Annotated in this window: 31 protein-coding genes, 2 tRNA genes and 1 pseudogene; 14 read left to right on the forward strand and 20 right to left on the reverse strand. The window is 62.9% G+C overall.

Annotated features, from left to right (window positions below; all coding sequences use genetic code 11):
• From scpB to abc-f, 5 genes are all read right to left on the reverse strand, one after another.
• A partial coding sequence (scpB, locus tag HRL41_RS02555) for an SMC-Scp complex subunit ScpB (RefSeq protein WP_172135408.1) occupies positions 1 to 722 on the reverse strand: 722 nt, incomplete at its 3' end.
• A 5-nt stretch (positions 723 to 727) separates the two neighbouring features.
• On the reverse strand, positions 728 to 1,519 hold the full coding sequence (locus tag HRL41_RS02560) for a ScpA family protein (RefSeq protein WP_172135409.1): 792 nt from the start codon (positions 1,517 to 1,519) through the stop codon (positions 728 to 730).
• Between the two features lie 18 nt (positions 1,520 to 1,537).
• On the reverse strand, positions 1,538 to 2,218 hold the full coding sequence (locus tag HRL41_RS02565; protein ID WP_172135410.1) for a site-2 protease family protein: 681 nt from the start codon (positions 2,216 to 2,218) through the stop codon (positions 1,538 to 1,540).
• A 63-nt stretch (positions 2,219 to 2,281) separates the two neighbouring features.
• The gene (locus tag HRL41_RS02570; protein ID WP_172135411.1) at positions 2,282 to 2,743 is read right to left on the reverse strand and encodes a tRNA (cytidine(34)-2'-O)-methyltransferase; all 462 of its coding nucleotides are present in this window, start codon (positions 2,741 to 2,743) and stop codon (positions 2,282 to 2,284) included.
• Positions 2,743 to 4,926, reverse strand: coding sequence for a ribosomal protection-like ABC-F family protein (gene abc-f, locus HRL41_RS02575; RefSeq protein WP_172135412.1), 2,184 nt, complete (start codon positions 4,924 to 4,926; stop codon positions 2,743 to 2,745). The genes HRL41_RS02570 and abc-f overlap by 1 nt, the downstream gene beginning before the upstream one ends.
• A gap of 335 nt (positions 4,927 to 5,261) precedes the next feature.
• Between abc-f and HRL41_RS12405 the strand changes: the two are divergent.
• Both HRL41_RS12405 and HRL41_RS12070 read left to right on the forward strand, forming a co-directional pair.
• A pseudogene (locus HRL41_RS12405) lies at positions 5,262 to 5,465 on the forward strand (cellulase family glycosylhydrolase); the annotation flags it as partial.
• A 148-nt stretch (positions 5,466 to 5,613) separates the two neighbouring features.
• Positions 5,614 to 6,066, forward strand: a complete 453-nt coding sequence (locus HRL41_RS12070) for a hypothetical protein (protein WP_253904659.1) — start codon at positions 5,614 to 5,616, stop codon at positions 6,064 to 6,066.
• Between the two features lie 83 nt (positions 6,067 to 6,149).
• On the opposite strand, the gene HRL41_RS02590 is transcribed toward HRL41_RS12070, so the two are convergent.
• The 3 genes from HRL41_RS02590 to trpS form a co-directional block, all read right to left on the reverse strand.
• On the reverse strand, positions 6,150 to 6,515 hold the full coding sequence (locus HRL41_RS02590) for a PH domain-containing protein (protein WP_172135414.1): 366 nt from the start codon (positions 6,513 to 6,515) through the stop codon (positions 6,150 to 6,152).
• A gap of 52 nt (positions 6,516 to 6,567) precedes the next feature.
• Positions 6,568 to 7,338 (reverse strand): DpnII family type II restriction endonuclease, encoded by a 771-nt coding sequence (locus HRL41_RS02595; RefSeq protein WP_172135415.1) that lies wholly within the window; start codon positions 7,336 to 7,338, stop codon positions 6,568 to 6,570.
• A gap of 281 nt (positions 7,339 to 7,619) precedes the next feature.
• Entirely contained in the window at positions 7,620 to 8,666 is a 1,047-nt protein-coding gene (gene trpS, locus HRL41_RS02600; protein WP_172135461.1) for a tryptophan--tRNA ligase, read from the reverse strand.
• Between the two features lie 236 nt (positions 8,667 to 8,902).
• Here trpS and HRL41_RS02605 point away from each other — a divergent pair.
• Positions 8,903 to 8,977: transfer RNA gene (locus tag HRL41_RS02605), tRNA-Val, on the forward strand.
• Between the two features lie 92 nt (positions 8,978 to 9,069).
• Here HRL41_RS02605 and HRL41_RS02610 read toward each other — a convergent pair.
• On the reverse strand, positions 9,070 to 9,411 hold the full coding sequence (locus HRL41_RS02610; RefSeq protein ID WP_172135416.1) for a DUF1648 domain-containing protein: 342 nt from the start codon (positions 9,409 to 9,411) through the stop codon (positions 9,070 to 9,072).
• Between the two features lie 186 nt (positions 9,412 to 9,597).
• A complete protein-coding gene (locus tag HRL41_RS02615) occupies positions 9,598 to 10,893 on the reverse strand; it encodes an MFS transporter (RefSeq protein ID WP_172135417.1) in 1,296 nt (431 codons plus the stop codon).
• 360 nt (positions 10,894 to 11,253) lie between these two features.
• On the opposite strand from HRL41_RS02615, the gene HRL41_RS02620 reads away from it, so the two are divergent.
• Positions 11,254 to 11,817: a GyrI-like domain-containing protein gene (locus HRL41_RS02620; RefSeq protein ID WP_172135418.1), complete on the forward strand. Its 564-nt coding sequence runs from the start codon at positions 11,254 to 11,256 to the stop codon at positions 11,815 to 11,817.
• Positions 11,818 to 11,861: 44 nt separating this feature from the next.
• On the opposite strand, the gene HRL41_RS02625 is transcribed toward HRL41_RS02620, so the two are convergent.
• Positions 11,862 to 12,275: a type II toxin-antitoxin system VapC family toxin gene (locus tag HRL41_RS02625; protein WP_371808785.1), complete on the reverse strand. Its 414-nt coding sequence runs from the start codon at positions 12,273 to 12,275 to the stop codon at positions 11,862 to 11,864.
• A complete protein-coding gene (locus HRL41_RS02630) occupies positions 12,262 to 12,669 on the reverse strand; it encodes an argininosuccinate lyase (protein ID WP_172135420.1) in 408 nt (135 codons plus the stop codon). Before HRL41_RS02630 ends, HRL41_RS02625 begins: the two co-directional genes overlap by 14 nt.
• Positions 12,670 to 13,019: 350 nt before the next feature.
• On the opposite strand from HRL41_RS02630, the gene HRL41_RS02635 reads away from it, so the two are divergent.
• Together HRL41_RS02635 and HRL41_RS02640 are read left to right on the forward strand one after the other, a co-directional pair.
• A complete protein-coding gene (locus HRL41_RS02635; protein WP_172135421.1) occupies positions 13,020 to 13,619 on the forward strand; it encodes a TetR/AcrR family transcriptional regulator in 600 nt (199 codons plus the stop codon).
• A gap of 37 nt (positions 13,620 to 13,656) precedes the next feature.
• On the forward strand, positions 13,657 to 13,917 hold the full coding sequence (locus HRL41_RS02640) for a hypothetical protein (RefSeq protein WP_172135422.1): 261 nt from the start codon (positions 13,657 to 13,659) through the stop codon (positions 13,915 to 13,917).
• A gap of 89 nt (positions 13,918 to 14,006) precedes the next feature.
• On the opposite strand, the gene HRL41_RS02645 is transcribed toward HRL41_RS02640, so the two are convergent.
• The 4 genes from HRL41_RS02645 to HRL41_RS02660 form a co-directional block, all read right to left on the reverse strand.
• A complete protein-coding gene (locus HRL41_RS02645) occupies positions 14,007 to 15,194 on the reverse strand; it encodes a hypothetical protein (protein ID WP_172135423.1) in 1,188 nt (395 codons plus the stop codon).
• 62 nt (positions 15,195 to 15,256) lie between these two features.
• Entirely contained in the window at positions 15,257 to 16,204 is a 948-nt protein-coding gene (locus HRL41_RS02650; protein ID WP_172135424.1) for an ABC transporter ATP-binding protein, read from the reverse strand.
• The gene (locus HRL41_RS02655) at positions 16,183 to 16,983 is read right to left on the reverse strand and encodes a hypothetical protein (protein ID WP_172135425.1); all 801 of its coding nucleotides are present in this window, start codon (positions 16,981 to 16,983) and stop codon (positions 16,183 to 16,185) included. Before HRL41_RS02655 ends, HRL41_RS02650 begins: the two co-directional genes overlap by 22 nt.
• Entirely contained in the window at positions 16,976 to 17,638 is a 663-nt protein-coding gene (locus HRL41_RS02660) for a sigma-70 family RNA polymerase sigma factor (protein ID WP_216662473.1), read from the reverse strand. The genes HRL41_RS02655 and HRL41_RS02660 overlap by 8 nt, the downstream gene beginning before the upstream one ends.
• A gap of 223 nt (positions 17,639 to 17,861) precedes the next feature.
• Here HRL41_RS02660 and HRL41_RS02665 point away from each other — a divergent pair, with 223 nt between their 5' ends.
• Positions 17,862 to 18,326, forward strand: coding sequence for a type II toxin-antitoxin system HicB family antitoxin (locus tag HRL41_RS02665; RefSeq protein WP_172135426.1), 465 nt, complete (start codon positions 17,862 to 17,864; stop codon positions 18,324 to 18,326).
• A gap of 53 nt (positions 18,327 to 18,379) precedes the next feature.
• Here HRL41_RS02665 and HRL41_RS02670 read toward each other — a convergent pair whose 3' ends face one another.
• Genes HRL41_RS02670 through HRL41_RS02680 form a run of 3 tightly spaced genes read right to left on the reverse strand, consistent with a single transcriptional unit; the run spans position 18,380 to position 19,387 of the window.
• The gene (locus HRL41_RS02670) at positions 18,380 to 18,613 is read right to left on the reverse strand and encodes a hypothetical protein (RefSeq protein ID WP_172135427.1); all 234 of its coding nucleotides are present in this window, start codon (positions 18,611 to 18,613) and stop codon (positions 18,380 to 18,382) included.
• Positions 18,610 to 19,170, reverse strand: coding sequence for a DUF3990 domain-containing protein (locus HRL41_RS02675; protein ID WP_172135428.1), 561 nt, complete (start codon positions 19,168 to 19,170; stop codon positions 18,610 to 18,612). Before HRL41_RS02675 ends, HRL41_RS02670 begins: the two co-directional genes overlap by 4 nt.
• Positions 19,154 to 19,387, reverse strand: coding sequence for a DUF3791 domain-containing protein (locus tag HRL41_RS02680; RefSeq protein WP_172135429.1), 234 nt, complete (start codon positions 19,385 to 19,387; stop codon positions 19,154 to 19,156). Before HRL41_RS02680 ends, HRL41_RS02675 begins: the two co-directional genes overlap by 17 nt.
• 379 nt (positions 19,388 to 19,766) lie before the next feature.
• Here HRL41_RS02680 and HRL41_RS12075 point away from each other — a divergent pair, with 379 nt between their 5' ends.
• The 7 genes from HRL41_RS12075 to HRL41_RS02715 all read left to right on the forward strand — a co-directional run bounded on the left by HRL41_RS12075 (position 19,767) and on the right by HRL41_RS02715 (position 23,238).
• Positions 19,767 to 19,922 (forward strand): type II toxin-antitoxin system HicA family toxin, encoded by a 156-nt coding sequence (locus tag HRL41_RS12075; RefSeq protein WP_371808786.1) that lies wholly within the window; start codon positions 19,767 to 19,769, stop codon positions 19,920 to 19,922.
• A gap of 25 nt (positions 19,923 to 19,947) precedes the next feature.
• A complete protein-coding gene (locus tag HRL41_RS02690) occupies positions 19,948 to 20,394 on the forward strand; it encodes a DNA-binding protein (RefSeq protein ID WP_172135431.1) in 447 nt (148 codons plus the stop codon).
• 210 nt (positions 20,395 to 20,604) lie between these two features.
• Positions 20,605 to 20,679, forward strand: a tRNA-Ile gene (locus HRL41_RS02695).
• 367 nt (positions 20,680 to 21,046) lie between these two features.
• Positions 21,047 to 21,343 (forward strand): type II toxin-antitoxin system RelB/DinJ family antitoxin, encoded by a 297-nt coding sequence (locus HRL41_RS02700; RefSeq protein ID WP_172135432.1) that lies wholly within the window; start codon positions 21,047 to 21,049, stop codon positions 21,341 to 21,343.
• Positions 21,340 to 21,663, forward strand: coding sequence for a hypothetical protein (locus HRL41_RS02705; RefSeq protein WP_172135433.1), 324 nt, complete (start codon positions 21,340 to 21,342; stop codon positions 21,661 to 21,663). Before HRL41_RS02700 ends, HRL41_RS02705 begins: the two co-directional genes overlap by 4 nt.
• Positions 21,664 to 21,849: 186 nt before the next feature.
• Positions 21,850 to 22,626, forward strand: coding sequence for a sulfite exporter TauE/SafE family protein (locus tag HRL41_RS02710; RefSeq protein WP_371808787.1), 777 nt, complete (start codon positions 21,850 to 21,852; stop codon positions 22,624 to 22,626).
• Positions 22,627 to 22,749: 123 nt separating this feature from the next.
• Complete coding sequence (locus tag HRL41_RS02715; protein WP_172135434.1) at positions 22,750 to 23,238, forward strand: pyridoxamine 5'-phosphate oxidase family protein; 489 nt, start codon at positions 22,750 to 22,752, stop codon at positions 23,236 to 23,238.
• Between the two features lie 142 nt (positions 23,239 to 23,380).
• On the opposite strand, the gene HRL41_RS02720 is transcribed toward HRL41_RS02715, so the two are convergent.
• Positions 23,381 to 25,411, reverse strand: coding sequence for a cation:proton antiporter (locus tag HRL41_RS02720; RefSeq protein WP_172135435.1), 2,031 nt, complete (start codon positions 25,409 to 25,411; stop codon positions 23,381 to 23,383).
• Positions 25,412 to 25,459: the final 48 nt, after the last annotated feature.

Raw genomic sequence — 25,459 nt, forward strand, 5'->3', positions numbered from 1 at the left:
GCAGCGCCTTCGCCGCCCGCAGCCCCCGGCGCGCTCGCACCGCCCGTGCCCGCAAGCGCGCCCACGCCCGCGCCGCCCGCCACCTCGCCGTACACGAGCGCCTCGGCCATGGCGCGCGCCTGCGCGTCGGACACCGCCACGTCGTCGCGCGTGGCGCTCAGGCGCTGCATGATCAGCCGCCGCGTCTCCTCGTCGGGCGCGAAGTCGGCCAGATCCGGCAGGTCGGCCACGGAGCGCAGGCCGAACTTCTCCAGAAAGCCGCGCGTGGTGCCGTAGAGCACGGGGTTGCCCGGCGTGTCGGCCGTGCCCACCTCGCGCAGAAGCCCCTTCTCCACCAGCGAGTTGATGGAGCTGTCGGAGTTCACGCCGCGCACGCTCGCCACGCCCGCGCGCGTGACCGGCTGCGTGTAGGCCACGATGGCGAGCGTCTCCATGGCCGCCGCCGACAGCTTGCGCGTGTCCCACGACAGCACGTACTTCTCGACCAGCTCGTGGTAGGCCGGGTGCGTGAACAGCCGCCAGCCGCCCGCCACCTCGCGCAGCTGGATGCCGCGGTTCTCGAACTCGAGCGCGTCGCGCAGGCTCACGAGCGCGTCCTCCACCAGCGCGACGTCGCACTCGAGCATCTCGGCCAGCGTGATGGTGCCCACCGGCTCGTCGGTGACGAAGAGCATGGCCTCGACCGCGCCTCTGACCTGGTCAGCTTGAAGTCCTTGGAACATGGGGGCTACTCCTCTCCCACCGACGTGAGCGCGTCCTCGCCCACCAGGCTCAGCTCGCCCGAGCCCTCGATGTAGTCGATTGCGATGTCGCCGAACGTCTCGGGCTGCTCAAGCCGCACCATGGAGCGCTTGTACAGCTCGAGGATCGCCAGAAACGTGACGACCACCACCTCGGGCGGCGTCTCGGCGCTCACCAGGTCCGAGAAGCGCAGGTGCTTGCGGTTCACGATGCGCTGGTGGATGGCGCGCACGTGCACCTCGACCGGGATGGGCTTCGCGGCGATGTGCTCGCTCTCCAGCAGGAACACCTCGCGGCGCGCCATGGCGCGCGCGGCCAGAAGCCCGAGCGCGTCGATGCTCACGCCGGCCAGGAAGTCGGGCATGAGCCCCAGAAAGCTCGCGTCGGGCCCGAAGGGGCGCACGTGCATGCGGCCCTCGGCGACGAAGCGCGCGTGCAGCTCGCTCGCCGCGTTCTTGTACTTCTTGTACTCCACCAGCCGCTCGACGAGCAGGTCGCGCGCCTCGGAGGGCGCGAGCTCCGCCAGCTCGTCGTCGAGCTCGGTGCGGTCGCGCGGGATGAGGCTCTGCGCCTTGATCTCGAGCAAGGTAGAAGCCACCAGCAGGAAGTCGCTCGCCACGTCCAGGTCGAGGCTGTCCATGTGGGACACCTCCTCGAGGTACTGGTCGGCGATCTCGGTGATCGAGATCGCCCCGATGTCCACCTTCTGGCGGCTCACGAGGTAGAGCAGCAGGTCAAACGGCCCCTCGAAGCTGTCAATGCGCACCTTGTACGACATGCGGCCCCCAAGCCCCCCCTAGGCCACGCGGAACGGGAACATCAGGTTCGCCAGGTTGCACGCCGTGAGGTCCAAATACCAGGAGAACGGGTTGAAGTTGAACACGTACGGGACCACCACGACGGCGATCATGAAGATCGGGAACGCGTAGCGCTGGATCTCGTAGTACTTCGGCAGATACTGGCGCGGGATGGCGAGCGCGAAGATCGACGAGCCGTCAAGCGGCGGGATGGGCAGCAGGTTGAAGAACATGAGGTACAGGTTGATCAGCGCGAACATGGGCAAAAACATCAGGTAGAAGTACTGGAACGCCTCGTTTTCCAGAAGGCTCGGCGCCACGCCGAAGAGCGCGTGGGCCACAAGCGCCGCCGCGCCCGCCATCACGAGGTTCGCGCACGGGCCCGCGAGGCCCACGATGAAGTCACCCTTGCGCGGGTCCTTGAAGTACGTGGGGTTGTACGGCACCGGCTTCGCGTAGCCGAAGATGGGCCAGTTGAGCACCATGAGCATGAGCGGCAGAAGCACCGTGCCGAACGGGTCGACGTGCTTCGCGGGGTTGAGCGAGAGGCGCCCGGCGCGCTTGGCCGTGGGGTCGCCGAGCTTGTAGGCCGCGAAGCCGTGCGCCACCTCGTGCAGCACAATCGCCGGCGCGAAGCTCAAGATGGAGCAGATGATGTAGATGAGGTAGTTGGTATCCATGGGGCATAAGTCTAGTCGATGCGCGCGGATGCGGGAACGCGCGCGGGCGCGCATGGGCGAAAATCACACAAGCCCGGGGAAGCCCTGCTGGCGCAGGGCCTCGAAGACCGCGATGGCGGCGGCGTTCGACACGTTGAGCGAGTCGAGGCCCGCGCGCATGGGGATGCGCACGCAGCGCTCGGCGAAGCGCTCGATGAGCGCGGGGTCGAGCCCGCGGCTCTCGCGCCCGAACACCAGGTAGGCGTCAGGCCCGAAGCTCGCCTCGGCATAGCCGCGCGTCGCCGCGCCCGTGAACAGGTGCAGCTCGTCACGTTCGTGTGCCTCGAAGAACGCCTCGGCGCAGGGCCAGCGCTCGATGTCCACGTCGTTCCAGTAGTTGCAGCCCGCGCGCTTGAGGTTGCGCTCGGTGGCGTGGAAGCCCATGGGCTCCACGAGGTGCAGCCGCGCGCCCGCGCACGCGCAGGTGCGCGCGACGTTGCCCGCGTTCTGCGGGATCTCGGGCTCGACCAAGACGACGTTCAGCATCAGGCCCGCTCCGCCTGGCGAGCCATCTCCTCTTCGAGCTCCTCGTTGAGCATGAACCACTCCTCCTCGGCCTCGGCGATGCGCACCTTGAGCTTGCCGTGCTCGGCGACGGCGTCGGACGAGGCGCTCTCGTTGATGTAGAAGTCGGGGTCGGCCATGAGCTCGAGCAGCTCGGCCATGCGCGCGTTGTCGCGCTCGAGCTGCGCGTCGAGCTCGGCGATGCGGCGGCGGTGGTGCTTGAGCGCGGCGTAGGCACGGTTGCGCGCCTCGGCCTCGCGGCGCTTCTGCTCCTTGGACTTCGGCGCGCTCGTCTTCGGGGCCGTGAGCGAGGCGTCGACGGCTTTGGGAGCGCTCGCCTGCGCACCCGCGCCCGAGCCGGCCGAGCCCGCCTTGCCAGCGGAGCCCGCGCCCGCCGAGCTCGCCTTGCCGGCCGCGCCCCCCTTCGCGCCCGTCACAGCCTTCGCGCTCCCCTTCGCGCCCGCGGCCCTGCCGGCCGCGTCGCCGCGCGCGGCGCCCCCCTTCGCCGTGCCCTCGCCCTCGAACACCTCGTCCACCAGCGAGCGGTCAGCCGGGTCGGGGTTGTCGAGCTGCCCCGACTTGTACAGGTAGTAGTCGTAGTCGCCGTCGTAGTCGGTGATCTTGCCCGGCGTCACCTCCACGATGCGGTTCGCCACGCTGCGAATGAGGTGGCGGTCGTGCGTGATGAACAGGATCGTGCCCTCGAAGTGCAGCAGCGCCTGCTCGAGGATGTCGGCGCTCGATATGTCGAGGTGGTTGGTGGGCTCGTCGAGGCAGAGCAGCGGCTTGGGCGCCACGAGCATCTTCGCCAGCGCCAGGCGGCTCTTCTCGCCGCCCGAGAGCACGCCCACCTTCTTCTCCACGTCATCGCCCACGAACAGAAACGCGCCCAGAAGCGTGCGCACCTGGCTGATCGACCAGCCCGGCGCCACGCGGTCGAGCTCCTCGAACACGGTGTTGCCCGCGTGCAGCTCCTCGAGCTGGTGCTGCGCGTAGTAGGTGTGCGACACGTGCACGCCGTACTCGATGCTGCCCGCGTCGGGCGCGAGCACGCCCGCGATCATCTTGAGCAGCGTGGACTTGCCCGCGCCGTTGGGGCCCACGAGCGCCACCTTGTCGCCGCGGTACATCGTGAAGTCGGCGCCGTCGTAGACCTTCTTCTCGCCGTAGTGCTTGCGCAGGCCCTGCGCGCGCACCACCATGTCGCCGGTGCGCGGCGGCTGCTGGAAGTTGAAGCGCACCGTCTTCTTCTCCTCGGGGATGACGATGCGGTTCTCCTTGATCTTGAGGAGCTTCTTCTCGCGGTCCTGCGCCTGCTTGGCCTTGGTGGCCTTGTAGCGGAACTTCTCGACGAACGCCTCGAGGTGCGCGATCTCCTCGTCCTGCTTGGCCTTCTCGGCGCGCAGCCGCTCGATGCGCTCGGCGCGGGCGCGCAGGTAGGCCGAGTAGTTGCCCTTGTAGAGGATGACCTCGCCGTTGTCGATCTCGGCCACGCGGTCCACCATGTTGTCCATGAACGCGCGGTCGTGGCTGACCACGATGACCGTGCCCGCGTACGAGCGCAGGAAGCCCTCGAGCCACTTCACCGACTCCAGGTCGAGGTGGTTGGTGGGCTCGTCGAGCAGCAGCACCTCGGGGTTGCGGATGAGCAGCTTCGCCAACGCGATGCGCATCTGCCAACCGCCGGAGAACTCGCTGGTCAGGCGCGTCATGTCCTCTTCCTTGAAGCCCAGGCCGAACAGCACGCCGCGCACCTTCGCCTCGATGACGTAGCCGCCGAGCATCTCGAACGCGTCGCGGGCGCGGCCCGCCGCCGCGAGCTGCTGGGGCGTGGGGCTCTCGCCGAGCTCGGACTCCAGCTTGTGCAGGCGGCGCTCGGCCTCGAGCACCTCCACCTGCGAGGACATGACCTCGTCGAAGATGGGCTGCACGCCCATCTCGATGGCCTCCTGCTCGAGGTAGCCCACGCGCGCGCCCTTCGCGAAGAGGATGCGGCCCTCGTCGGGCTCGTCCTCGCCCGAGATGATGTTGAGCATCGTGGTCTTGCCCGCGCCGTTGGGGCCCACGAGCGCCAGGCGGTCGTACTCCTCCAGGCGGAAGGTGACGTCGCGGAACAGCTGGCGTCCGCCGTAGGACTTCGAGATATGTTCGGTCTGCAGGATCATGGAGCTGCCTCTGCTTGGTTGGTTCGTTGGCTGGCCAGGCGACGCGGCAGCATGCCGGCACGCCAGGCTGATTTTCGTCGTAAAGGTTGATTATAAGGGTTTTTCGGCGAATGCGAAGCAGACCGTGAGGGCAAGGCCCACCTCCCCCTTCCTCTTCGACGTGCGCAAACGCGCTACGATGCTTTACCATAAGGCGTCGAGAAGAGAAGGCGCCCGCCCGCGCAAAGAGCGCGCGGGCGGGCGCGCACGGGTTGGCGTGGTTCCCGCAGTACGTGAACGCCGATGCGTTCGCCACGCTGCGCGAAGACTGGGGCGCCAACGTCGTGTGCCTGGCGATGCACACGGCCGAGAGTGGCGGGTATTGCACGGACGGCGACCGAGCGGCGCTCCTCGCCCTCGTCGACGCCGGCGTGCCCGCGTTCGTGAGCGAGTGCGGCATCACCGACGCCTCGGGCAGCGGGCATATCGACGGCAACTCGGCTGCAGCGTGGCTCAACCTGCTGAACAGCCGAAACGTGAGCTTCGTCGCGTGGAGCCTCTCGAACAAGAACGAGACGTCCGCTCTCATCGCGCCCGGCGTGCAGGCGACGTCAGGCTGGGCGGAAGCCGACCTCGCAGACGCCGGCCGCTGGTTCAAAGAAGCCCATCGCAAGCTCATGAGAACGAGCAAGCCGGGGCAAGGAGCATTTGCTTGCGACCAAACGCGCCCCGCGCTCACCGTCTCTCACTTGCGGCGGTATAATCACCAGCATGATCAAGCCGAGGGGAAAGATAGTCATCGAGCCCGGCACCAACGTCTGGGAGCACGAGCTGAGAACCGCCGAAGCATTAGCCGCGGCAGGCTATACCGTTATGTTCGTCAAGAAAAGCGAAGTCGATTACGAGAAAACTGCTGACACCCTGATCAACGGAATCCGCTGGGAGTTCAAATCCCCGACCGCAGACAACCTCAAGACCGTCGAGCGAAATCTAAAGCGTGCCCGATGGCAGTCAGGAAACATCGTATTCGACTGTCGCCGCATGAGGAAACTGCCCGACCATGCAATAGAACGCGAAGTACGGAAGCAAGCGCATGCGATACCCCACATCGCAAAACTGCTCTACGTTAACAAGCAGGGCGAAATCATTGACATAAAGTAGACTCGCATCGTATGATAATTCGCATAAAGCGCCGGAAAGGTACGTGAGTTACCTACTCTGGCGCTTTAGCTTTTACAGCCGTCCTACAGAACGGCTTCCGCTATCATGCGGCTTATTTTGTTGACATCCGCTCCGCGTTTGAGATTGATCTTCACGTGGCCCGCGCGCGTCCACAGCTCAACTTCCGCGCTGAGGTCGAGATGCCCTGCGTTCTCAACGCTCCACATATCCACCGACCTCCACGGCAGCGAGTACGTCTCGACCTTCTTGCCCGTGAGACCCTGCGCGTCGCGCACGATGAGGCGTTTGGTGGTGAAAACAGCTATGTCTCGAATCGTCTCAAATGCCGCAACCGCCTGCTCGCCTTCAACGAGCAAGTCCTGCGCGCGCGACGGACTCACCTCGCCCATAAACGTCCACTCCGCAAACCTTGCCAGCTCGTTTGCCATCCCCTTCTCCCTCCTTTATGATGTGCTGCGTTCTCGTGATGTGCTTCAACGCTTAGCTTTTCGAGCTTTCTCCATCCGTCTTAATCTTTGACTTTTGACGCTCTGACCTCTGCATTTTACGTATTGCCCTTCGATGATCGTCGGTCGTCTTCTCCGGCCTGAAAAGCCTGTCGATCAGCGCCTGAGCAATTTCCGAATTGGAGAGCTTTTGGCCAGTTCCGTTTTTTAACGAGATACGCAGCTTGTTTATTACGTCATCGCTCAGAATATGATCGGCAAGATTCTCGCCCGAAAGGGCTATTCGGCGCTGATAGTAGTCTTCTATCTCATGTTTTCTATTGGCCTCTTCGGAGAATAGGTACAGGAGATCGACTTTCTCCGCAGGCTTCATATTCTTGTCGGATATTCTGACCGTGAACACGTGCTTGGTAACGGGTATTTTCCCCTCAAGAGACGTTCTGTATGCTTGCCATTCATCGCCATTGGTCAGTATGATCCAATCTATGCCCTCATCGACAGCATACTGGCGCGCTTGATTCAAATGCGTCTCTTTGAGTTTGAGTCCGATTTGCTTTACCTCAACAACGAACACCGCCTCTTGATCCGTCTTGACCACATAGTCAGCATATCTCGAGCCGATCATCTGCTCAGCCGTAACATTCTCGAACTTATCCCAGCCAAGCTGTTCGCAGAGCATATCCGAGACGATCTTACGAGTGTCCGCCTCTTTATACTCGTCGCGAATCCCGCGCTCAACTATACCCGACATGCGCCTGAGACCCTTCTTTATACGCTCTTTAGCTTTGTCTTGGTATACAGCCATCATGTCCTCCTAATCCAAATGGCCTATACAGCTTGATCGGTTTTCGCTTCGCTTCTTTCACGGTCTCGAATTTCACAAGAGCATGAAATGCCCGATGCCTTGTGTCATCACAGCATTACTGGGTTAAAACCGCAGCTCCCGGGCGATGGCACGAGGCCCATGACGTCTAGCAGATTGCGAGATCGTATCTGCAAACTCGATACGCACGAGTACAAATATCGCAATCGAGAGACGTTGCTTTTTCACGCCACCGCGCGGGCGAGCCCGCCCTCGAGCTGGCCCTAGTACACCATGCCCATGGCTTCGCGCACCTCGTCGAGGGTGGCGTTCGCCAGCTCGTTGGCGCGGCGGTTGCCCTCGGCGAGCACCTCGCGGATGAACTCAGGCCGCACGGCGAGTTCCTCGCGGCGCTCGCGAATGGGGGCCAGGTAGGCGTTCACGGCCTCGGTCACGTACTTCTTGAGCGCGCCCGAGCCGTCGTTGCCGATCCCCTCGGCGATCTCCGCCTCGGTGCGGCCGGTGCACAGCGCCGCCGTGGTGAGCAGGGCCGACACGCCGGGGCGATTCTCCTTGTCGAACGTGATGAAGCGCTCGGAGTCGGTCTTGGACTTCTTGATGAGCTTGGCGGTCTCCTCAGCCGTGGCCGACAGCGCGATGGAGTTGCCGTAGCTCTTCGACATCTTGCGGCCGTCGAGCCCGGGGATCTCCACGGCGTCGGTCAGAAGGCCGTGCGGCTCGGGGAACACGCGACCGTAGCGCTCGTTGAAGCGGCGCGCGATCTGGCGCGTCTGCTCGATGTGGGGCAGCTGGTCCTTGCCGACCGGCACGATGTTGCCCTTGCAGAACAGGATGTCGCACGCCTGGTGCACGGGATAAGTGAGAAGAAGCCCCGTGAGCGCATGCCCGCTCGCCTCCTGCTCGGCCTTCACGGTGGGGTTGCGCTGCAGCTCGGCTTCGGTGACGAGCGACAGGAACGGCAGCATGAGCTGGTTCAAGGCCGGGATGGCCGAGTGCGTGAAGATGATGGTCTTCTCCGGGTCAATGCCGCAGGCCAGATAGTCGATCACCATGTTGTGCACGTTGTCGGCGATGTGCTCGGTGGTGTCGCGGTCGGTGATCACCTGGTAGTCGGCGACGATGATGCGCGTGGTGATGCCGGCGTCTTGCAGGCGCACGCGCTCGCGGATGGTGCCGAAGTAGTGGCCCATGTGCAGGCGCCCCGTGGGGCGGTCGCCCGTGAGCATGGTGTACTTCTCGGGATGCACGGCCAGGTCGGCCTTGATCTCGTCGCTGATCTTCTTGGAGGCCAGGAAGGTGTCGGATGTCATGTCGGATGCCATGTCTGTCTCTCTCTTTCGCCAACGCACGCGACGTCTGGCAGCCGCGCGCGCATGAGTTCAAACCCGGCGAAATAGTATAGCATCGCCGCGCGCTCGCCGCGCCGACGCGCCTTGTCCCGACGCGCCTTGGGTAAAAAATCGCGAGAAAGTGGAGAAAGGGGCTTGCGCTCGAGGTGAAGTGCCGTTATCATAATCAAACGCCGTTGAGATACGGCAGCATATTCGGTCGCTTGGCTCAGCGGGAGAGCATCGCCTTCACACGGCGGGGGTCACAGGTTCAAATCCTGTAGCGACCACCATAAACAGCACGGGCCGGACATTCCGGCCCGTTTCGTTTTCTACGCGCTTCACCCCTCAACGCAGAGATCAGGCTATGTTTCAAAAGAGCGGCCTAGTTAATTTGGCTGAGCCAGAAGATGAGTATTCCCATCCAAAGGAGCACCATGAACACTGCCATGCCGCAAAGGAAGGGGCGAATTGTCTTTCGGCTAACTCCGTGAACAAGACCGAGGTCGAAGAGCTTGTCGCTGAATGCGTAAAAAAGCATGAACAGCAGGTTGCAGCCCAGCATGATGAAGGAGAGAGGGAGCATCTCCCACGGCGAACCGAAGCGGTCAACCTGACCTTGCGCGTTCCAATGCATCGGTATTTCGATGCCCGGCGGGAACTGCGCGATGGCGACAAGGGAGGCAATAGCGGGAGCCGCAATGACAGCTATCCAAAACAGGGCCATGAACAACTTCTTGACGCCCCTGTTCGCCCTCGCATTCATATTCGGACCTCCTTGCCTGCTTGTAAGTAACCATACACTCAGCTTGTACACGAAATTACATTTTGAATGCTTGCGCAAGCTGTCGAAAAGGAAAAGCGCCTGCGAAGCTTGACTGGTGCACTCCGCACTCGGGGAACGTCTACGAGCCTACGGCGTCTGCTCAACCGCCGGATGGTCGGAAGAAGCGGCATCGAGCTCCCGTACGCTCTTAGCAAGGCCAAGCGTAACAGCCAGCAGAAGAATGAAGGCGCCGTCGATCTGGAAGAAAAGCGGCGTGCCGGTGACTTCGGCGACAACGCCTCCGAGCGCCGTGCCTGCGGGGATGGCCAGGCCGTTCATGGCCGTGAAGAGCCCCATCACGCGGCCGAGCTTCTCGTCGGGGATGTTCTTCTGCAGAAGCGTCATGAGGGGCGCGTTGAACCACGCGCAAGCGATGGCCAGCACGCCGATGCACGCCACGAACGCCCAGTAGCCGCCCTCGGGAATGAGGCCCGCCGTCACAGCGCCCGCCCCGACCACGAACGCGGCTACGACGATTACGCGCGCGAGCTTCCTGCGCGGGTTCACGGCCATGAGGACCACCGAGCCGACGAGCAGGCCCACGCCCATGACCGCGGCGATGAGCGACGCTGCAAACCCGTCTCCCTTGAAATGGCCGTACACCATGAGGGGCATCAGCGAATCGATCGGCCCGTACGCCAGCATGCCGAGCGACACGCCGATGGTCAGCACGAGCAAGCCGCGCTGGCCCGCCAGGGTGGCTGCGCCTTCCCTGAGGCTCGCCCACGCCCCCGCCTGCTCACGTGTCCCGTGGTCGCGCGGAATCACCGCAAGCAGCATCGTGACGCCGGCGGCCGCAGCGCCGAAGCCGCCGAGGAGGAGCACGTATTGAAGGCCGAGGCTCGTGTACAGCAGGATGCCGAGCGCCGGGCCCGCGATCATCGAGATGCTGCCGAGCAGCGTGTCCATGCTGTTGATGCGCACGAGGTGGCGTTCGGGCACGAGCAGGGGCATGGTCGCGTTGTAAGCCGGCGTGCGGAACCCCGACACGAAGCCGAACGCGGCGCAGTACAGCGCGACCGCGGCGAAGCTCGGGCCGGCGATGAAGGTCCAGGCTGCTAGCGCCAGGCTGGTCAGCGCCATGAGCGTGTCACAGGCCACGATGATGGCCTTGCGGTTGAGCTTGTCGGCCACGACGCCCCCGAACGGCGAGAGCAGGCCCATGGGCAGAAACGCCAGCACGTAGAGGAACGCGAGGCTCAAAGGAGAGCCCGTCGTCTCGGTCGCGTACCAGATGCCGGCATAGCTGGCGGCGTTGCCCGCGAACATCGAGACGGCGTATCCGCTCCAGATGAGCGCGACGCGTCCGAGCCAATCGGCGGGCAGCGCGTGCCCGCCGGCCGTGAGGTTCGCCGTTAGCGCAGCTTGCTTCGAAGGTTCCATGCTGGCGCCTGCCCCCGTTCGTCTTTTCGTTCGCTCTCAGCCCCCCGTTGACCCACTTGCAAAGCCAACAGGCGGCAGACCGGCAGGCCGGCAAGGTCCGGCGAAGGGAATGCTTTTTCCGGTTTCTCTCCGATCATGCCGCCAATCCAGCCCACGATCTGATACAGTTGGCAGAGCAAAAAGTGACCGCTCGTTCACTATACATGAAAAGCGGCCGTACGTACACCCAGATTTGCGAGGAAAGCAGCGGCCAGAGACACGAAGCAACGGATACTCGACGCGGCGCTCGTCATGGAGCAAGAATCGCCATCGAAAAATGCGGTAGGGTTCTCGCCGAGCAAAGAGGAAGGAATTCGCACTATGGATGTGAATTACGAAACGAAGCCGTCAATGACCTTCATCGGATACCATACGGAGATTCGCCCGGAGGAAGGCTACCAGAAGTGTCCTGAGTTCTGGGACAAGGAGTACGCTGCAAAATACGCAAGGCTTTGGCAGACCATGAAGCCTGAGACGGAAGTTGAAAAGGCGATCCTGGAGAACGGGATCGGCATGTTTGCCATCTGCGCAGAATCCGAAAACGGATTCGAGTATTGGATTGCGGGAATGTATCAGGGCGGTGATGTGCCGCAAGGATTAGAGCTGTATTCCTTCCCCGCAAGCGACTGGGCCGTTTTTACCGCAAAGGGGCCGATGCCCGGCTCGCTGCAGACCCTGAACACTGCAGTATGGCGGGAATGGTTCCCGAACGACGGCCAGAAGCATCGCGCGAACGGAACGGCTACCCTCGAGGTCTACCCTGCCGGCAACCCTCAGTCTCCGGATTACGAATGCGGCATTTGGGTTCCCGTCCAGGGGATGGACGAGGACGCCGATGGGCAATTAGCGGGTCAGAGCGTTATTCGCCCTGGTCTTTTTCTTTGATTTTAAAGCCAAGGGTTAGAAAGGGATGAATTGCTCTCAAAGGATTATCCGCAAAGCTCCACTTCTTCCAGGTAATTCACGCCGGCATCTTGGCAGAGTTTTGCGAGTTTTTTATCGAGCGTCATCAGGGTCGCACCCTTACGACGAGCCAGGCAAAAATAGAGCATGTCGTATACGGGGTGCTTGCGTCTTATCGCCTCAAGGAGCGCCTCGTCGCCGAGTTCCTCAATGGGGACATAGGTATCAACATAGCCGATGGCGATAGCTGCTCGCTTTTGCGCGCATTCCTCAGACATCATTTGAGCAGTGACGTACTTCCAAAATGAATTGCGCACTTCGACGCGAAGCAAGTCGCAGCTTATCAGCTGCTCCCCTTCTTCGAGCAGGGCACGAAGCGCTTCGCCTTTTGGCGTGCTGTTTGCTATTTCGACAGCAGCGCTGGCATCAAGCACGATCACGTTGGGCCTCCGTTTTCCGAATCGCATCCAAATCCCCAACGGCTTCCAGGATTCGATCGGCACGCTCTTCACGCATTAAGCGAATGAGCTCTGCAGCATCGGGAAAACTGGCTGGAATATCGGCTGGCCCAAGTTCGTCAATTCGGTCGTTGAGAGCCCGCCTTCGCTTTGCGCGCTTCCGGCGCTCGCGATCCTCGTCCTCGCTGAGAAGGTCGGCACCATAGGGAGCCGCCCAGAGCGCATCCTTCACAGCCTGTTGAGCCTTGTGCATGCGGAGGAATTCCCTGAGGCCGTAGATGGTCTGCTGGGAAACGCTTCGACACTCCTTGGCTGCGCACTCGCGCAATTCCTCATAGAGATCGTCAGGGAAATCCTTCACTTGCAATGCAGGCATGCTTTTTACCTCCGTTTAACATCCATTTTGCATGAATTATAGATGCTGCACGAGACGAGCACAAGCGAAACGACGTGACCTCGTCACGTCAGGGCTTGACCCGAAAGCACTACAATGGAGACGCCATTACCCTGCCCATTGTAAAACAGTCGTGAGGTGCACTGACCACGGAAAGCCTGGCAAGTCAGCAAGCCGGCAAGGTCCGGCGAAGGGGACGCTTTTCCGGTTTCTCTTCGCTCATGCCGCCAATCCAGCCCACGATCTGATACAGTTGGCAGAGCAAAAAGTGACCGCTCGTTCACTATACATAAAAAGCGGTCGTACGCACAACCAGATTTGCGAGGAAAGCAGTGGCCAGAGACACGAAGCAACGGATACTCGACGCAGCGCTCGTCATGTTCGCGCAACGCGGCTACGAGGGCACGAACATGCGCGAGCTCGCGCAGGCGCTCGGGTTGGGCAAATCGGCCCTCTACAAGCATTACGCCAGCAAGGAGGACATCTGGGCCTCCATGCTCGACGCGCTCGAAGCCCACTACTCCAAGAGCTTCGGCTCCAAAGACAACCTGCCTCCCGTTCCAAGCTCGTGCGACGAGCTCGTCGAGATGTCGATGAAGATGGTCGGCTTCACCATCCACGACGAGAGGATCGTGCTCACGCGCAGGCTCCTCCTTACCGAGCAGCACCGTGACGAACGTGCGAGGGCACTCGCCTCCGAGCACTTCCTGAAAAGGCTTGAGCGCATCTTCACGCACGTGTTTGCGGGTATGATGGACAAGGGCCTGCTGAAGCGCTGCGACCCGCAGCTCCTTGCCCTCGCGTACACCGCGCCCGTGTCGGCGCTCATCATGGAGTGCGACCGCTACCCGGAAAAGGAGCCCGAGATCACAGAGCGCATCCGCACGTTCGCGACCCGTTTCGCCGAAGCGGCCAAGGAGCAGGGGAAATGAGCGAGAAGTATATTGCAGAAACAGGAAGGTGGAAAACGTGGGCGAGTTCCTTTCCGCCGCCCTTCCGCTGGTGTTGACGGGGATCGCGCTGGCGGTTTTGGCGGCAAGCTGCAGCACGAAAGAGCGTCGCAGCCGGGTTAGCGGCGTGAATGTGGCCATGGGGGCGTGTTTTGGCCTGTTGCTGGGCGTGGCGCTGAATTACTGCGGCTTGTGGGAAGACCATGCCATCGGATTCGCCTTCGGCCCCCTGTGGGGCATGGCGCTGGGCGCGATCTACAAAGGTGACCGAACGCGGTGAGCGGCTGGGCGCTATGGTGCGGGACGCCTCAAGCAACAAGGGCTCAAGCCGACAGGCGTCTGGCGTTCCCAAAGCACTCGTCCTCGCCTTCAGCGTCCCTCGCGCGTTGGTGCTTCCCAGCTTCTCGCGAGGCGCACAAGCAGAACCGCCCCGATGGCGAGAAGCACGACCAGAACAGCTACCTCCATGCCGCAGGGCATGAGCACCGACGAGCCGGGAGCCACATCCCGGATCATGAGCGCCTCTTCCGTCGCCCACGGCGCAAGCACCATCCCGAGCACGGCGAACAGCGGCAACGCCTTCAGCAGCGCGGACACGTAGTTGTCGCTGAGCTGCGAGAGGAAGAGCGCGCCCGCAGCGGCAACGAGCCCCCAAGCCACCGTCAGCACCGCGAGAGCCAGCAAGTACTGCCCGTATGTCACGCTCAGCCACGGCACGTAGAAGTGGTTCGCGTAGTTGAGAAGCGGACAGCTCGCAAACGCCAGCGTGCCACTGAGCGCAAGCGGGATGCCCCACGCCGCCACGTTCGCCAAGGCGAGCAGCGCTGCTGACGACATGCCTGCCGCAATCTGCGTGCGCACGCTTTCGCACCCCGCGCGCGACGTTCGCTGGATGACGCGCATGCCGTGCAGCCGATCACGCGTCATCACGGGTATGAGCAGCAGAATCACGCTCAGCACCGTCCACGACGCCAGATGCCCCGCGTAGCTCATGACGCGCTCGAGCATGCCGTGCGGCAGGAACCCGCGCTCGCCTCCTTCGTACGCCGCGAGCATGCGTTGGTCGACGGCAGCCGCTCGCGGCCCAACGAGGCCGCCGCTCCATGGCGCATCGGCGACGTCCGACGCCTCGGCAGCACGCGCAGCAGCAGCCTCCTCCGTCATGTCATAGGATTCCATGAACAACTCAAGCTGCTGAATCGTCGGATAGCTCGTCTCCGAAGCCAACACCTTGGCAAGGTCCGCGTCACGCGGGAAATCCCCCTCGGACGGCCGCTCCGACAGAGCGGCCCGATACGCTGCGTAGCTACCAATGTCCGCTTCAACCGCCTCTGGCAAGTCGGCCACCTGATCGTCGAACGCAGCGATCTCCCTTGCCAGCCGCACGTCGAGCTGCGCGCGCTCCTCGGGCTCCATGGTGGGACCGAACTCCTTGAGCCAGCCTTCGGCCAACGCAGCATCAGCCTGGAAATAAGGGCCGTTGTTCAGGTGGCGCAGATCAAAGCTCGCGACCGTCACCCAGTATGCCAAGCCAAGCGCCGCGATGACCACGACCAAACCCGGACGCCATATCTTGCGCATCTCGCAGAGAAACAGCCTCATGCCATCACGCCCCCTTCTCAGCCCGTCCAGGCGAAGGAGAAGTCCTTCTCCGAGCTATCGTCATACAGATACAGAAACACATCCTCCAAGCATGGCTCGACGGGAACGGCACCGGCAGGCGGACACACCGCGTCTGCGCCGCCTTCGTCACACGCGATGCGCGTGACGACGTGCCCGCCGCGTTGGCGCTCGCTCAAGACCCGCCACCCCGACGGGAGCGGCGCAGGCGAAGCCCGCCCCAGAACCCGCCTCAACGCAGACGGGAGCGGCGCAGGCAGGGGCATCTCGAACACCCTGCCCGCCGCCCGCGCGCATACGCTCGCCGGAGACTCGCAGGCGAACACTCGACCGTCCTTCAGCAAGATGATCTCATCGGCGATGGCCTCCACGTCGGACACGACGTGCGTGGACATGATGACGATGCGATCATCTGCAACCGCGCGCACAAGATTGCGGAACCGCACGCGCTCGCGCGGGTCGAGGCCCGCCGTGGGCTCGTCAAGCACGAGAAGCTGGGGGTCGCAGAGAAGCGCCTGGACAATACCCACACGGCGCAGCATCCCACCCGAGAACTCACACATCTTCCGATCAGCCACGCCCCACAGACCGACCGCGTCAAGCAGGCGGTCGATGTGCGCGTCAGCCTGCGCGCGCGGCATGCGCTGCAACGTCGCGACATAGCGCAGAAATCGTCGCGGCGTGTAACGGGGATAGAAGCCGAACTCCTGCGGAAGATAGCCGAAGCACGCGCGATACCCCTCCCCCAGGCAAAGCACGTCCTCCCCGTTCCACAGGATGCGACCTTCCGTGGGAGCCATCAAGGTGGTCAGCATCTTCATGAGCGTCGTCTTGCCCGCGCCATTTGGCGCCAGAAGCCCGTACACCCCTGGCTCAAAGGCAAGCGAGACGTCTTCGAGCACCGTCACCTCCCCGAAACGCTTCGTCACATGATCGACTTGCAGCACGTCATGCCTCCCTCCACCGGCCGCAGGACGCAGCGCCGCAGCTCACCAACGTAGACAAAAGCCGCACCTGCGGCCACAGCCACAAGCACCGCGAGGGGCACCTGCTCAAGCGCCGACGAAGCCGGCGGAAACGCCACGAGCACCGTGCTCACGAGCGCCCATGCGGCTGGCGGCACAAGATAAGCCCACCTCCCCCGTGCAAACCGCTCGCACACAAGCGCTGCGGCGGCGTACGCGAACAGGCTCGAGCACGCCAGCGCCAGAAGCCAGATGAGCGACGCCTGCTGTCCCGTCGCACTCCACAGAGCAAGCGCAAGCACCACGGATGATGCCGTCGACGCGCCGCCAAACAGCAGCATGCGCAGCGCATCGAATGCCTGCGGAGAAACGCAGCAGGTCAACCGCCACTCGAGCACCTTGCGCATCGCCTCCTTCCAGCGAACGAGTACGCTTGCCAAGGCGTACAGAAGAGGCGAGCAGGCGAAGAGCAGAGGAGCGAGCAGGTCACCCTGCTGTGCGGCGGCGAGAACGGCGGGCGCAAACACGAGCGCCGATGCGACAAGAGCCAGAAAGAGGCAGTCCTCCACGCCGAAGACAAGCTCGTGAACAGGCACCTCATGTAAGAGGCTTGCAAGCTGCGCGCGCAGGCCCATGCGCGCAGGCAGCGCAGCATCCACGATGACGGCGATGCTGCGCTCGCGCTCCGCAGCGCTGGGCAGATCCGCGGCGCCAGGCACGCCTATCGCATCCCACACGCTTTTGACCACAGGATCATTCATGGGGTCCGAACTCCTTCCTCAAGCGAGCCGCCAAACGGTAGTACCGCGCCTTGACGGCAGACTCTGACATCCCAAGCACCTCAGCGATCTCGGGAAACGTATGCTCGGCATACAGCCTCAGACGATACACCGCCTGCGATTCAGCGTCGAGCGCGCAGACGTAGGACTCGATCTGCTCAAGCAGCATGCGATCGCACGCCTGAGCCGCGAAGTCCTGCCCGTCAGACACGTCAACGTCGCCGAGCGGGGCGACGTCGGCGCGCACGCGCCGCCGCGCGTCAATGACCTTGTGCGCGGCGATGCGGTAGAGCCACGTGCGAAACGAAGCGCGGCGGCGGTCGAATCGCGGAAGGGAATGCAGCGCCGCCATGAAAATGCCCTGCGTCAGGTCAAGCGCATCTTCCTTACGCCCACACTGACGAAACGCGAACGCATACACCTCGTCGTAGTACGCGCGCACAAGCTCCTCGGCCGCCTCGCGCGATCCCCGCCGCTGCACGTCGCGGATGAGCTTCCGCTCCCGCGCGCTGCTCAGCCCACGCATGTCGCGAGCATCATGCGCGCTAGACGAGCCCTGCGTGCGCTGCGTGTTGTGCACGTTGCGTAAGCCCTGCACGTCGCGGATGCCCTTCGCGTCTGTCGCCTTCCCTCCCACCGCCTCACCACCTTTCACTCCTATATTCGCAATCCTATATTCGCAATCCGCGCCCTTATCGTTGCAAGATATTCCCACATTCTTCTTTATTTAATAGAACATCTGTATTATTATTGAGTTAAGCTTTTCTAGCAGCTTGCACTTTGCCCTTAACGATACGCACTCTTGGGATCTTGATTAAAAGCGCAGGCTGGCTTTAGGCGTGCCCCCGAAAGGAAGCATCATGGGAAAGTACATCTATGATGCCGTGTTTCACGCTGCAGAAGAAGGCGGCTACTGGGCTGACGCACCTGACCTTCCCGGATGCGTGAGCGAAGGTGACACGATAAACGAAGCTGCGAGCATGATGGCCGATGCGATGAAGACCTACGTAGCATCCCTGCTGCTGCATGGAGACGAGGTTCCCGTCTCTCACATCGGCCACGAAGCCGATGACGGGGAGATCGTCATAGCCGTGTTCTTCGAAACGGACGAGAGCTATGTCATACGCGGCAAAGTTGTGTCAGCCGCCCAAGCCGCCCGCGATCTAGGCGTTTCAGCGGGGCGCGTAACCCACATGATCGACGCAGGGCTGCTTGACGGCTATCGCAGCGGCAGACGCACTTACGTGAGCGTCGAGTCCATCAAGAAGAGGAAAGCCGACCCACGCAGCGCGGGAAGACCGCGAAAAGAAGCCTTGCAAGGATGAGCCCGCGGCCGTGACTGCGCTGAGAACCTCAAACGACTCTCTGATCAGACAACTCACCGCTCAATGCAAGCTTTGCGCTGCTCAACTTGATACGCCTCGGCGATCGCGGAGGGGCCGTCCCACCACAGCTTGAGCGAGTCGTCGTAGAGCTGCGCACCGACGTTCGACGAGAGAAGTCCTAGCAGCGCCTGCGCCGTGCTTGTTTGCTCATACGCGGCAATCTGCTCAGCAGCCATGACGGCCGTGAGGTCAATGGCGCTCTCGATCATCTGCCTGCTCGCCGTCATGTTTCCTCATTCCCCTCAAAGGTCAGGCAACTCAAGGATTTGCTGCTGCGGAAGCAGAACTGGTCAGACAGCCTCTCGGGAAGCAGAAGCCCGATGCATATCTCGTCAGCTTGCTTCGAGCCAAGCGGACCGAACACATCGGCCATATAAGCAGCGATGGTGGCGTTCGTCTGATCGTTGGCTACCTTGCCTACGATGACGTCACAGGGCAGGCACTTCTCGAGAACGAGGGGGAACGCGCCGTCCTTCCGGTGGGCAACAACGCAGTGAAGCCAGGCAGCATCAGCGGAATCGAACGCCATCACGTTGAGCTCTTCCACCGGCGCGTGAAACGTAAACCGCGACACATATCCGCAGGGCACCCCAGCTGCCACGATCTTGTTCGCCTTGGCCTTTCTGAGGGATAGCCTGGCAAAACTTCGGGCCTGCTGAAGCGAAGTGGTGAGGTAGAACCCTCGGCCGAAGTCCTTGTGCAGCGCGCATTTCGAGAGATCCGGATCAGAGACTTCGGTGTAGCTGCCGTGGTAGAGCGACAGGCCGTCAGCGAGCTTGCGCATGTTCCTCGGCCTCCCGTCGGTTGACGTAGGCGGCGACGTCCTCAAACACGGCTTCGTCGCCCTCAAGGTGCAGCAGGTCATAGTTCTGCTCAATGTAGGCTGTCACGTCGTACTTCGCGAAGCGCTGGGATACCTGGCTGAGCGTCGCATCCCAGGTGCGCATGGCGCAGCGAGCCATGCGCACCTGCATGTAGGTTATCTCCCTCTGACGGTCCACGTGCGGCTCCTCTGGATTGACGGCAACGCCCATGACAAAGCCATTCTAAATCAGATGAGCATCGCGTTTCAAATCAAGCGCTGCCTCGCGCATCGGCGCTTCCCGACGCTTCCCATTGTCTCCCACTGTCTCCCACCATCCCGCCATCCTTTACTTCCACATTCGCAGCCTGCGTCCCTATCGTTGCAAGATACTCTCACGCTCTTCTTTACTAAATAGAACATTTGTATTATTATGAAATAGCTCGTTATGGGAACAGATGTCTGATTACGATCCGCAAGCTACCTGCCGTGAAAGAGGGAACGTCTCTCCCTATTACTAAACAATAGTTTATAATATCCACCATCAGGAGGCCATAGTGGTAAAGAGGAAAGACGTGGTGAAATTCTTCAAATCGCAGGGCTTCATCGTCAAGGGCGGCACCAACCACGACAAGCTGGTGCATCCTGACGGAAGGTGGACAACGCTTGGACGACACACCGAGATCGACGACGACACGTTCAGGCTGATGAAGAAGCAGGCAGGGCTCAAGTAGCCCGCCCCTTCGGATGGGAGCAAGCATGCTTCACGTTTACGAGTTCGAGGTGTTCGAGGGAGAGCGGCTTCTGATCGCGGCTCCCTACGATATGGAAGGCGGCACGCAAGGAGCCGACTTCAAGGAGGTCTGCGAGATGGCCGCAGACTGGCTGCAGATCGAAATGGAGCACCGCGCCATGCACGGGCTGCCGTTTCCCGAGGCGACCTTCGACAACGAGCCGCGGCACGGCGGGCGCAACATCGTAGTGGCGGTGAACGCCGGCAAGGAGACGGTGATGCGCGTGACGGCGGCTGAGGCGGCGCGCAGGCTCAGAGTGACTCGCGGGCGCGTGAGCCAAATGATCACGGCAGGGCTGCTCGAGACGTTCGAACTCGATGGACGCACCTGGGTTACCGAGCACTCGGTCGAAGCGCGCCTCGCCGACCAGCCGAGGCCGGGAAGGCCCCGCAAGGAAAAGGTCGAAGCCTGACGAGGAGGTTGCGGCCGTCCCCAAACTACGCCTTGGCGATCTCCCCGGCTACATCTAGCAATCGTCCCCGGCTGCGCCCAGCGGCTGCCCTCTGGCTGCGCCCGGCATGCAACCGCCCCCGGCTGCGCCTCTGGCCAACGCGATATGTGAGCGTGCCGAGAATCACATGGCGCTTACGCTGAAATGGGTTAAAATAGCCAACGCGAAAGCGGGCCTGTAGCTCAACGGTGGAGCAGGGGACTCATAATCCTTTGGTTGTCGGTTCGAATCCGGCCGGGCCCACCACTTCGACGCCGACCGTACCCTCAACCGAGGGTACGCCTGCCTCTAGCGCCGCGAACCCCCCGTGGAGCCGACGCGCCCCTCATCTACGCATCGTCATAATTCGCCCGCTCTCCCCAAAAATACCTCGGGAGAAACCCATTCGGTGCACCCACCATACGCGCCCACGCACGAATCACCTGTGCCGCCAACAAAACACGATCACGGCAAACGAAGTTCGCCGCCACCCCGCAACAACACTCCCCCTTCAAGCGCATATCAAGACATATGCCAGCATGCCTAACGTCGGAAAAAGCAATTGAATCTACTTGTTTTTCATTATAAAATGCGTATGTAATACGTTTTTCTATATTGATGCGGAGATAAACCCATGCCGATGACCATAAGCATTGAGGACGAGCTCAAAGACAGCTTTTCTGCAACCTGCAAGAAAATGGGGCTTACCCCTTCCGCGGCCTTCGGAATCTTCGCCATAGCCGTCGTGAGGGAGCAGAAGATACCCTTTGAGCTGTCAGCCATAAGCAGTGCCGAGCGCAGAGTGCGCGAAGCCGAGCATTGGGTCAACCAAGGGATAGCCCAAGGATGCGCAGAGTACCAAACCGGACAAACCGTCACGCGCGCCGAATCGCGGCAGATGCGCGCAAGCCTGAAAACGAAGCCCGCATGAGCGACGCCGAAGAAAGACCCTCCTATTCCGCCGTCTACGCAAAGTCGTTCAATGACGCCCTGCTTGCACTTCCGGACAACGCCTATGCGCGCATAGAGCACATCGTAGACCTGCTGGAGAATTTTCCCTACCTCGGACGTCCCTACAATCCAACCTACGATGCCGCCCTGCCTCCGATCGAGTGCATGCAGATGCTCGTCAGCAAGACCCGCTACGCGCTTTACTACATGATCGACGAGAAAGCCAAGGAGATCATCTTCTTTTACCTAGGAGACACGCGTCAAGATCCGCTGACCATGTTCTCCGACGTTGAGGCCTAGGGCTCTTGGCCTGTCGCGCATTTGCAAGCTCCTGCGTCACTGGCAAAACGCAGTCGCGGCGGGCGAGGTTTTCGCCTATCATGGTTCCTCGTGACTTCTGAAGCCGCTCCCTTGCGCACGCGAGCCGTTGTCTGTCGCCCACTCATCGCGCGGCAGACGCAAAGCGCGCAAAAGGGAGCGGCACGCGTGAAAGACGAGGCTGTGGAATACCTGATCATCTGCCCGCTCGCGTTCGTGGCGGGCTTCGTTGACGCCATCGCCGGAGGCGGCGGACTCATATCGCTTCCCGCGTTCGTGCTCGCGGGGCTGCCCATGCACGCCTCCCTCGGCACGAACAAGCTCTCGAGCTCGCTCGGCACGCTCATCGCGACCATCCGCTACGCGCGCGCCGGCTACATGGTGCGCGCCTTCGTGCTGGTCGCCGTGCCGTGCGCGCTTGCCGGCTCGTATGCGGGCAGCAACGCCGCGCTGCTCGCAAGCGACACGGCGCTCAAGGTGGTCATGCTCGTGGCGCTGCCCGCCATGGCGGCGTTCGTCCTGCGCACCAAGGACCTCGACTCCTTCGCGCGCACCGCCATCCCGCGCCGCCGCGCGCTCTGCATCACCGCGGCGATCGCGCTCGGCGTGGGGTTCTACGACGGCTTCTACGGCCCGGGCACGGGCACGCTGCTCATGCTCGCGCTCACGGCGCTCGCGCGCCAGGACGTGCGCACCGCCGCGGGGACCACCAAGGCCATCAACCTGTCCACCAACCTCGCCGCACTCGCGGTGTTCTTGGTGAACGGCGTGGTGGTCCTGCCCCTAGGCCTCGCGGCGGGCGCGTTCAACATCGCGGGCAACTACCTGGGAGCGGGCGCGTTCTCGGGCAAGGGCTCGGCCATCGCGCGGCCCATCATGCTCGTGGTGATGGCGCTCTTCTTCTGCAAGGTGATCGCCGACCTCGCCGGCGAGCTCTGCCTGTAGCGCCCCGCGTCTCCCGATCACGTGACGAAGAAGGGTTCAGGGGGACAGGGGCGAGGCCCTTGCCCTACAATGGCGCATGACAGACGAATCGCGCAAAGCCCTTCCGGAAAGGAGACGCCAGCCATGTTCCGTGAGATGAGACGCAAGAAGCAGATGCTGTCGCACGAGGAGTGCGCGGCGATCCTCGCGCGGGGAACCTCAGGGGTCCTGGCGCTCGCCGGCGACGAGGGCTACCCCTACACGGTGCCGCTCAGCTACGTGTTCGACGGCGAGAGCCTCTACTTCCACAGCGCGCTCGCCGGGCACAAGATCGACGCCATCACACACAACGACAAGGCGTCGTTCTGCGTGATCGACCAGGACGATGTGGTGGCTAAGGAGTACACCACGTACTTCCGCAGCGTGATCGCCTTCGGGCGGGCGCACATCATCGAAGACCCCGTGGAGAAGCGACACGCGCTCGACCTGCTGGCGGCGCGCTACACGCCCGACGACGAGGAAGGCCGCCAAGCCGAGGCTGACAAGCTCTTCGACCGCACCTGCATGATCCGCCTCGTCATCGAGCACCTCAGCGGCAAGGAGGCCATCGAGCTCGCGCGCGCCCGCGCGTAACGCGCACCAGCGGCCGACCGCCGCAAGCGACGCACCTGCGCGGGCCGGCCCAATCGCACGACCGCCCGGGGCCGGGCGGCAGCCTGCACGCAGCCCACGTGCGGCCCCCGCACCCGCCGACCGCCGCCCGCCGACCGCCCTCCTACACGTGGTTGTCCAAGTCCAGCTGCATGAGGTGGACGTTCTCGCGCATGCGCTTGGCGGCGGCGCGGCTCAGGCGCTCCTCCTCGTACATCGTCTGGATCTGCTCGAGCTCGAGCTGCAGGGCGTAGCGGCGGATGTCATCGGTGCGGCTGACCGTCTTGATGACCGTCGACACGCTCGGCGTGGCGCTCATGAGCTTGCGCTTGTTGCCCTGGTACTCGAGCAGCAGCGCGGTGGCGTCCTCGGTGGGCACCTCGGTCGACGCCACCTTCTCCTCCAAACGCGCGATGGCGTACGTCGCCGTCTCAACCTGCAGCTTGCGCTGCTCCTCGGCGCGCAGGCTCATGTTGGAGTTGGTGGGCAGCTCGATCAGCATGCTGTGCAGGCCGCGGCGCATGATGGCGCGCACGCGGATCCACAGGTGCTTGGGCGACAGGCGGCCCGCGTGGTGCTCGAGCAGCTGCTCGACCTGCTCGAGGCGCGCGAGGTAGGCGTACCCCACCATGCCCGACACGCCCTTCTGCTCGATCAGCTCAAGCGTGCGCTCGCGCTCCCAGTGCAGCGCCTCGATGCGCAGCCTCACGTTCGGCTCGTCCTCCATGTCGTTGATCTCCTTGATGCGCTCGAGCCGGTCGTTGTACGAGCGGATGACCGCCTGCGTCTCCAGGCGGTTCTGCGGCGTCTGCCGCGAGGTGAGCTCCTCGATCACGCTGCGCATGATCTCCAGGTTGCACTCCACCTCGCGCTTCTTCGCGTCAAGCTCGGCCTGCTTCGCGTCGCGCCTCGGCGCCAGAAGCGGCACCACGAACGTGGCGAGCAGAAGCGTGCACACGATGACGCCGCAAGCCAGGAAGATGATGAGGTCGCGCTGCGGGAAACGGACGCCGGGCGCGATGAACACCGGGATGGTGAACAGGATCGACAGCGTGATGGTCCCCTTCGCGCCGCACAGCGTGGTGATGAGCGAGGTCTTCGCGTCGGCGAGCGTGAAGGAGCGCTTCCCCACCCTCCGCACGAAGGCGTACTCCATGGCCAGGCACCACGCGAAGCGCACGGCCAGAAGGACGAACGTGAGCCCGATCACGTAGCCGACGAGCATGCCGTTGCCGATGGACACGTCGTCCCAGGTGTGGCGCATGGCGTTGGGCAGCTGCGTGCCCAGGAGCACGAACACGACGCCGTTGAGCGCGAAGGTGAGCACGCGCCACACGCTCGACGAGACGATGTTCATGCGCGCCACCGCCGGCCCGATCGTGCGCGGCGAGATGACGTTCACCAGGCCCGCCACCACCACGGCGATGATCCCGCTCACGTGGAGCGCGCCCGAGATGAGGTACACGAGGAACGGCGTGAACACCTCGAACAGCACGTGGAAGGTGGTGTTCTCCACGCCGATGTCGCGCACCTTGCGCACGATGAAGTTGCCCACCGCGCCGAGCACGACGCCCACCACCAAGCCGCCGAAGAACTCGACGAGGAAGTCGGCGGTGGCGTCGAAGAGCGAGAACGCGCCCGTGATGGCCGCGGCGAGCGCGAACTGGAACGACACGATGCCCGAGGCGTCGTTCAGGAGCAGCTCTCCTTTGAGGATGCTCTTCTGGCGCTCGGGGATGTCGATCTGCTTGGAGAGCGACGACACGGCCACAGCGTCGGTCGGGCCGAGCGCGGCGCCGAGCGCGAAGGCGGCGGCCAGGCCGATCGAGGGGATGACGGCGTTCACCGCGAAGCCGATGATGAGCGTGGTGACGACCACGAGCCCGATGGCCAGCGACAAAATGGGCTTCCGGTCGCGCCACAGCAGCACCTTGTCGGCGTGCTTCGCCTCGTCGTAGAGCAGGGGCGCGATGAAGAACACCAGGAACAGCTCCGGGTCGAGCGCGATCTGGATGCTCCCCGAGGCGAACAGCGCAACCACCACGCCGAGCGCGATCTGGATGAGCGGAAGCGACACCTTGGGAACGATCTGGTCGATGACAGACGATACGAGGACGGCGGCAAGCAGCAGCAGCCCGAGCGTGAGCGTTTCCACGCAGGGACCTCCTTCGGGCAGTATGTTTCTGTTTCGTGTTTCGCCTTC

This window comes from Adlercreutzia sp. ZJ473 (assembly GCF_013185065.1).
Taxonomy (GTDB): Bacteria; Actinomycetota; Coriobacteriia; order Coriobacteriales; family Eggerthellaceae; genus CAAEEV01.